Origin of the sequence: Bacteroides propionicifaciens DSM 19291 = JCM 14649 (assembly GCF_000375405.1) — a bacterium.
GTDB lineage: Bacteria > Bacteroidota > Bacteroidia > Bacteroidales > Bacteroidaceae > Bacteroides_E > Bacteroides_E propionicifaciens.
Window position 1 is genome coordinate 22,301 of the sequence record NZ_AQWS01000032.1, and the last position, 8,172, is coordinate 30,472.

Here is an 8,172-nt window from a genome sequence, read left to right on the forward strand (position 1 = left end):
TTAAATTATACCTTGGCCCAGTATCGCATTTGCCACTTTGATGAACCCTGCAATATTAGCACCTTTAACGTAGTTGACTGTGCCATCCGAGTTTGCTCCGTACTTTTCACAAAGTTGGTGGATGTTCTTCATAATCTGGTGAAGTTTTAAGTCAACTTCTTGGGCTGTCCATGCTAAGTGTTGTGCATTCTGAGTCATCTCTAACCCCGATGTAGCCACTCCGCCAGCATTTACGGCTTTACCCGGTGCAAAGTTAATATTATTTTCTAGGAAAGCATCAATAGCCTCTGTCGTACAACCCATATTCGATACTTCGGCCACACAAGTCACATTGCATGCAATCAGTTTTTTAGCATCTTCGAGATTTAGTTCGTTCTGAGTTGCACAAGGAATGGCTATATCTACTTTAATGTCCCAAGGTTTCTTGTCTGGAAAGAAAGTAGCCGAAGCAAACTTCTTAGCATAAGGTGCAACAACATCGTTCCCTGAGGCTCTAAGCTCAAGCATATAATCAATTTTATCTCCCGATATACCTTCAGGGTCTAGGATACAACCATCAGGTCCTGATATGGTAACAACTTTAGCACCCAGTTCGGTAGCTTTCTTAACAGCACCCCAAGCCACATTACCAAATCCTGATACTGCTACAGTTTTATCCTTAATGGTTTCGCCTCTGCGTTTGAGCATCTCTTCAACAAAATAGAGTGCACCATAGCCTGTTGCTTCAGCACGAAGAAGAGAACCGCCAAATGTTAATCCTTTTCCGGTGAAGGTTCCTGTGCATCGGTTGGTGAGTTTTTTGTACATGCCATACATATACCCAACCTCTTTTGCACCTACACCAATATCACCAGCTGGTACATCGGTATCGGGGCCCAGGTGTTTCCAAAGCTCTAAGATAAATGCCTGACAGAATCGCATAATCTCTGCATCACTCTTGCCTTTAGGACTGAAATCGGATCCGCCTTTAGCTCCACCCATTGGAAGAGATGTTAGTGCATTTTTAAGGGTCTGCTCAAAACCTAAGAACTTCATAATGGATAGGTTTACTGTTGCGTGAAAACGTATACCACCCTTGTAAGGGCCAATTGCATTATTGAACTGTACACGATATCCCATGTTGACTTGAGGGTCACCTTTATCGTCAATCCAAACAACTTTAAAAATGATAGCTCGATCGGGTTCAATTAATCTCTCTACGATTTTGGCTTTAATCAGTTCGGGATATTGATTATACGTGTCTGCTATTGATAGCAGTACTTCCTTCACCGCTTGGTGGTATTCTACCTCTCCTGGGTGTTTTCTCTCTAATTCTTGAATGATAAAGTTGATATCCATAATGGGTTAATTTAAGTAGTTATACCTGAAGAATAACCGATGCCTGGCTACTTGATGTAGTATGACATTATTTTAATTTGTATTTGCTGAGTTAAAAACAGGCCAAGAGACTTTCTTCAATTGGCCTCAAGGCCTGTTCTTTGTAGTTGTATTTTTACTATTTAGTAAAAACTGGATTCATGTTTAGGTTATACATAATAAAGCTATAAGTATCAGCTTGCTCTTCCAAGACTTTACTCATCGGCTTGCCTGCCCCGTGTCCTGCATTCGTATCAATACGAATAAGGGTTGGGTTAGGTCCTTCGTTGCACTCTTGTAGGCGTGCTGCAAACTTAAACGAGTGAGCAGGAACTACTCTATCGTCGTGATCGGCAGTAGTTACAAGTGTTGGAGGATAGTTCTTACTAGGTTTAAGATTATGGAGTGGAGAGTAAGCATAAAGATAGTCAAACATCTCTTTGCTCTCTTCACTAGTTCCATAGTCACTAGCCCAGTTCCAACCGATGGTGAATTTGTGGTAGCGAAGCATATCCATTACGCCAACCTGTGGAACAGCTGCTCCAAATAGTTCGGGACGTTGTGTCATTGCTGCTCCAACAAGGAGTCCTCCGTTTGAACCTCCAACAATCGCAATCTTCTTGGGTGTTGTGAAGTTCTCTTTGATTAGGTATTCAGCTGCACCAATAAAGTCGTCAAATACGTTTTGCTTGTTCATCTTAGTGCCTGCTACGTGCCATGCTTCACCATATTCACCACCTCCACGAAGTGTTACCTGTGCGTAAATTCCTCCATTTTCTAAGAAGGGGATGCGAGAAGCTGAGAAGCTCGGTGTTAGGCTGATATTGAAACCTCCATAACCATAAAGGTAGATTGGGTTAGTTCCATCTTTCTTTAGTCCTTTCTTATGAGTCAAGAACATCGGAATCTTCGTACCATCTTTGCTTTCAAAGAATACTTGGTAGCTCTCATACTCTTCGGGGTTAAACTCTACTTTTGGTGCATTGAATAGTTCATAGCTGTTATTGGCTATGTCGTATTGGTAGATTGAGGTTGGCGTAGTAAACGAAGTAAATACCATAAAGCATTCTTTGTCATCTTTATCACCACTAAAACCGACACTACCTACAGAAGGTAGACTTACCTCTTGAAGGATTGTTCCGTCGAGGTTGTAGATTATGGGGTGACTAGAAGCATCTTTATCGTAATTGACAAATAGTTTATTGTCGATTACATCAGCCGATGATATAACAGTCTCTTTATTGCCAATTAGCTCTGTCCAATCTTTAAGTTGAGGCTTGTTAATTTCTGCTCGCATGATGCGATAATTAGGAGCTTCATAGTTGGTGATGAAATAGATTTGTGTATCTGTAACATCTATTGGGTAGTAACTGTACTCGAAGTCTGAAGCGAGTTCTTGGAATTCACTGTTAGGCTTTCTCAAGTCTTTCATGAATAGTGCGTTTCCTCTTCCTTCGCCCGACTCGTATAAGAACAAGATGTTTTCGTTTTCACTTACACTAGCACTATAGAAGCGTAAAGGGTGATTCTTGTTTTCATAGATAAGCTCATCTTTGACTTGAGGTGTACCTACCTTGTGATAGTAAATCTTATGGTTCTCGTTTTTACCCGAAAACTCAGCTCCTTTTGCTGGGGCATCGTATGCACTATAATAGAAGCCATCTCCTTGCCAAGAAGCTCCCGAAAACTTAGCCCATTCGATATGATCGTCAAGCAAAGTTCTCGTAGCAGTATCCATCACATAAATTTCTCTCCAGTCTGAACCACTTCTTGATACAGAATATGCTACATATTTGCCATCTTTAGAGAAAGACAAACTTGTTAGTGCCACAGTTCCATCAGTTGATAACTTATTGGGATCTAAAAACACTTTAGGTTCAGCTTTTAAGCTATCTTGTACGTAAAGAATACTTTGGTTCTGAAGACCGTCATTCTTATAGAAATAATATTTTCCGTGTTTCTTAAATGGAGCACTCACTTTCTCGTAATTGGCAAGTTCTGTTAGACGGTCTAGGAGTGGCTTTCTGAAAGGTATTTCAGCCAAATAGGCATCAGTAATCTCGTTTTCAAGCGTTACCCATTCAGCTGTTTCAGCTGATCGGTCGTCTTCTAACCAACGGTAGGGGTCAGGAACCTCTGTGCCAAAATAAACATCAACTGTATCCACCTTTTTGGTTTGTGGATAGGTAATCGGTTTGTTCTGCTTTGAACCACAGGATAGAAGCATAGTTGCAGTAGTTAATAGTAAAATCTTCTTCATAAGAGTCAAAATATAAAATAGATAGTTAAATATCGAATTATATAGCAAAAATAGACAAATAATGATAAAAATCTTTCATAAAGTTCAATTATCTTTGCGGAACAAGCTTATATTGAAATTAAGATGAAATTAAAATCGTTTTATAAACAAATGGATGAGTTGACTGCATCAAAAACTCCTTATCTGTTTATTATTGACTTCGAAAAGTCAAATCCTTTGATTATTAAACTCGCAGACCTTAGTAATCCATCTCCTTTGGTTAAGTACAGTTTTCCTTCAATCACCAATGTTCAAGAACAACCTGTACTTTTGAATTATGGAGGCAATCAGTCCGAAGAATTCTTTAAAACTTCGCCCATTAGTTTTGAAGTCTATAATCAAAAGTTCGAACTGGCTCAAAAAATGATGAAACAACTTAAGGTTGACGTTATTAACTTAACAATTCCAACCCCAATAGAGTTGACTAATCCCGATTTAAATGTGATATTTAACACGGCTCAGGCCAAATATAAAGTTTTGCTTGAGGATAAGTTCGTTTGTTGCAGTCCTGAGATTTTTGTGCGTATTTCTGCTGATGGCCTAATTTCGACCTATCCAATGAAAGGAATTATAGATGCCAATATTCCAAATGCTCAGGAACTCATAATACAATCCCCAAAAGAGCAAAGAGAACATCAAACGACCGTTAATCTTGTAATGCAAGAGCTTTCAATTGTGGCAGATGAGGTAGAAACTGCTCGATTTCGTTACCTCGATCGGCTTACGACAAGTAATAAAGACCTATATCAGGTTAGCTCGGAAGTAGTAGGCAAACTCAAAGCCGAGTATCATTCAAGTTTTAGTCGGTTATTCGATAAGCTTCTGCCTGCAGGATCTATTTTGGGTTCTCCTCGTAATGAAGCCTTAAAGGTAATAGAGTGTTCTGAAGGGTATTCACGGGGTTATTACACGGGTATCTGTGGCATTTTTGATGGTCAAACCTTGGATAGTTGTGTGTTGATTCGTATCATTGAGAAGGAAGGAGAGCAATCCTTTTATAAGAGTGGAGGAGGAATAACGCTCCAGAGTAATGCCAAAAGCGAATATGAAGAGATAAAAAATAAGATATATGTGCCAGTGGCTTGAAACTTTAGCATTGCGTGATGGAGATGTTCTTTTACAAGATTACCATCAAATGCGTTTAAGCCGTACGTTGAAGGCTTTCGGTAGTGAGGTTCGCATTAATTTGTCTGAAGTTTTTGATCTATACGATTTGCCTCGGGTGGGGTATTATAAATTGCGTATGGTTTATGACCTTCAACGAATTCTTGAGGTAACTTGGGAGCTTTATGAGCCTAAGTGCTGGGATAGTTTTGAGCTTATCGAAGTTCTAGAGCTTTCTTATGATTTTAAATCGACCGATCGCAAAGTCTTTACCGAACTGAAACAATTAACTACTTGTCAGGAGGTTATCATCACAAAAGCGGGTATGTTAACCGATACAACCTATTCAAATCTTGTTTTTGAACGTCAAGGCAATTGGTTTACTCCTTCGACCTGTCTTTTAGCAGGTGTGCAGAGGCAATATTTGTTGGATAAAGGTCAAATAAAAGAGGCGAGTATTACACGGAGTAATCTCACCTCTTTTCAAAACTTTAAAATGATTAATGCTATGATGCCTTTTGATAGTTCCTTTACCTATTCGGTAGAACTAATTGAAGCGTATGGCAAATCACTTTTTTCTCCTTTTTGATATTGACTTATAGACAGGTATAAAGATTAGCACTGTAGCCATAACTAACGAGAGAATGGTTGGACCATCCAGGTTAGCAGCTCCATTTACTATTACTACGCAGAGTACTGCCCACAGTAAAATAATGCAGACTATCTGAAAGTTTGATAGTGGTTTTCTTTCCTTTGGAATCATTGTCTATTCTTTTCGATCATAGCATCAATAACTGCTATGGCAATGGTATTGAGTATGTCAATTACTTTTGCTTCGTTATCGGTAAAGTGAATTGGTTTGTTTAGTCCCATCTGAATAGGTCCAATCAATTCGGCATTTGTGATGCCTTGCAATAATTGATACGAGGCATTTGCTGAGCTAAGATTTGGGAAAATAAAGGTGTTTACGTCTTTTCCTCTGAGTTTGTTGAATGGGAATTTGCGGTCTCTTAATTCTGTATTTAGAGCAAAGTTGACTTGCATTTCACCATCGATCATCATCTCAGGATAGTTCTGATGTAAGAACTCTACAGTTTGGTGTGCTTGTTCGGGGCTACCACCTTTGTCTGATCCGAAGTTAGAAAAACTAACCATCGCCATCACAGGGTCATAGTTGAAGGTTTTGACTACTCGTTCGGTGAGTCGTGCAATATCTATTAAACTTTCTCTATTGGGTAAACGGTTGATTACCGTGTCAGCAAGGAAGAAAGGTCCCTTTTTGCAGTTAAGTATATGTAGGGTTCCAAAATGGTTATATCCTTCTCTTATTCCGATAACCTTTTTGGCCACCTCAATTGTGTCTGCATATTTTGAGTAGACTCCCGTTATAAACGCATCGGCATCGCCTAGCTCAACCATCATCATACCGAAATAATCTCGATTGTATAGTCTGTCTTCGGCTTCATCTAGTGCTAATCCTGATCGCTCTAGTTTCTGACTCAATTTGGTTGCATAGCGAGTTCTTCTTGTTGCCTCTTCGTCACCTCTTAGGTTGATTAGTTCAACACCTTCGAGCGAAAGGTCTAAGTCGTGAGCCAATTTGATTATATGCACGGGGTTTCCTAGTAAGATAGGAATACAAAATTTTTCGTCTCGTGCTTGAATAGCAGCTTTTAGGGTATTAATGTGTTCGCCATCGGCAAAAACAACTCGTTGAGGTGATTTGCGTGCAGTTTCATAAATTTGGCGGGTGAGTTTACTTTCATAACCCATTAGTTCATTCAGCTGTGCTCGGTAAGCATCCCAATCGTTAATCTCTATTTGAGCAACGCCCGAGGCCATTGCAGCTTTGGCTACGGCTACCGAAACCTCAGTGACAAGTCTTTGATCTACAGGTTTTGGTATGAAATATTCAGGTCCGAAGCTTAGGTGATTCACGCTGTAGGTTTCACTAACTAATTCAGGAACTGGTTGTTTGGCTAGATTCGCTATGGCTTTTACAGCAGCTATTTTCATCTCTTCATTGATGGCAGTAGCATGCGTATCAAGTGCGCCTCTGAATATATAAGGAAAACCAATAACGTTGTTAATTTGGTTAGGGTAATCGCTACGGCCAGTAGACATTAAGACATCTGGTCGTGCAGCCATGGCATCTTCATAGGCTATTTCGGGTTCGGGGTTGGCTAGTGCAAAAACGATAGGGCGTTCTGCCATGCTTTTAATCATATCTTGGCTTACTACATTGCCTCGTGATAATCCTAAAAATACATCAGCCCCTGCAATAGCTTCGGCTAGTGTGCTAATATCTTGTCGATCGGTAGCAAATTCTGCTTTTTGTGGGCTTAAGCTTCCTCGGTCTTTGCGAATAACTCCTTTGCTGTCGAGCATCAAGATGTTCTCTTTTCTTGCGCCCAGTGACATATATAATTTCGTACATGAAATCGCTGAGGCTCCTGCACCATTGACAACGATGCGTACATCTTCAATCTTTTTCTTGGCTACTTCGAGTGCGTTGATCAACCCAGCCGATGAAATAATTGCTGTACCGTGTTGATCATCGTGCATCACAGGAATATTTAGCTCTTCTTTTAGTCTTCGTTCTATCTCGAAACATTCGGGTGCTTTGATGTCTTCGAGGTTGATACCTCCAAAGGTAGGAGCTATGGCTTTAACAGCTTGAATAAATTTTTCGGGATCTTTTTCATCGAGTTCAATGTCGAAAACATCAATCCCTGCATATATTTTAAAGAGTAAGCCTTTGCCTTCCATCACGGGCTTGCCACTAAGTGCACCTATATCGCCAAGACCAAGTACGGAGGTTCCATTAGAGATTACAGCTACAAGATTACCCTTTGCTGTATACTTGTAAGCATCGAGAGGGTTTTCTTGAATTGCTAAACAGGGTTCAGCAACTCCTGGTGAGTAGGCCAGTGATAGATCAAGCTGTGTATGGTAAGGTTTGGTGGATACAACCTCTATTTTGCCTGGTTTACCCATGGAGTGATAATTTAAAGCGGCTTCTTTGCTAATCTTCATTACTATGAATTTTATATTTTGATGGTAATAATACCATAATAACAAATATAAACATAAAGAGTTAGTTTGGTTTTCGAAAAGCCAGAAATAATAATTCATAAGGTGATGTTTTCTGTCTTACTTGATTTTAGTCTAACTTGTCAATACGTAAATGACACCTCATATTGTTTCTACCCATTGGTTATTTTAGATTTCCACCGTAGTGGTTTTGCTGCACCAGTTCAGTAATAAAATAAACTCTATTTAATAAGGAGTAGTAAAGGACGGCTAGTAACCCCATTGAAAACTATGTAAAATTATTTCATATGCTAACCTGTGGATTGATAGCTTGTTATGCATAAGCCTCTAAAATCTATTCAAAATAAGTGCAAATGCAT

The 8,172-nt window shown here is 39.6% G+C and carries 6 protein-coding genes; 2 read left to right on the forward strand and 4 right to left on the reverse strand.

Annotation, left to right across the window (positions count from 1 at the left end):
* Together gdhA and B091_RS0109660 are read right to left on the reverse strand one after the other, a co-directional pair.
* Window positions 1-1,338, reverse strand: a complete 1,338-nt coding sequence (gene gdhA, locus B091_RS0109655; RefSeq protein ID WP_018109799.1) for an NADP-specific glutamate dehydrogenase — start codon at window positions 1,336-1,338, stop codon at window positions 1-3.
* Between the two features lie 157 nt (window positions 1,339-1,495).
* Window positions 1,496-3,616 carry a prolyl oligopeptidase family serine peptidase gene (locus B091_RS0109660; RefSeq protein WP_018109800.1) on the reverse strand — a complete coding sequence of 707 codons (2,121 nt, stop codon included), beginning with the start codon at window positions 3,614-3,616 and terminating at the stop codon, window positions 1,496-1,498.
* Between the two features lie 123 nt (window positions 3,617-3,739).
* Here B091_RS0109660 and B091_RS0109665 point away from each other — a divergent pair, with 123 nt between their 5' ends.
* On the forward strand, window positions 3,740-4,741 hold the full coding sequence (locus B091_RS0109665; RefSeq protein ID WP_018109801.1) for an aminodeoxychorismate synthase component I: 1,002 nt from the start codon (window positions 3,740-3,742) through the stop codon (window positions 4,739-4,741).
* Window positions 4,725-5,348 carry an aminotransferase class IV gene (locus tag B091_RS0109670; protein ID WP_018109802.1) on the forward strand — a complete coding sequence of 208 codons (624 nt, stop codon included), beginning with the start codon at window positions 4,725-4,727 and terminating at the stop codon, window positions 5,346-5,348. Before B091_RS0109665 ends, B091_RS0109670 begins: the two co-directional genes overlap by 17 nt.
* On the opposite strand, the gene B091_RS12865 is transcribed toward B091_RS0109670, so the two are convergent.
* Window positions 5,328-5,522: a hypothetical protein gene (locus B091_RS12865; RefSeq protein ID WP_018109803.1), complete on the reverse strand. Its 195-nt coding sequence runs from the start codon at window positions 5,520-5,522 to the stop codon at window positions 5,328-5,330. The genes B091_RS0109670 and B091_RS12865 overlap by 21 nt on opposite strands.
* Window positions 5,519-7,795 (reverse strand): NADP-dependent malic enzyme, encoded by a 2,277-nt coding sequence (locus B091_RS0109680; RefSeq protein WP_018109804.1) that lies wholly within the window; start codon window positions 7,793-7,795, stop codon window positions 5,519-5,521. The genes B091_RS12865 and B091_RS0109680 overlap by 4 nt, the downstream gene beginning before the upstream one ends.
* Between the last annotated feature and the right edge of the window lie 377 nt (window positions 7,796-8,172).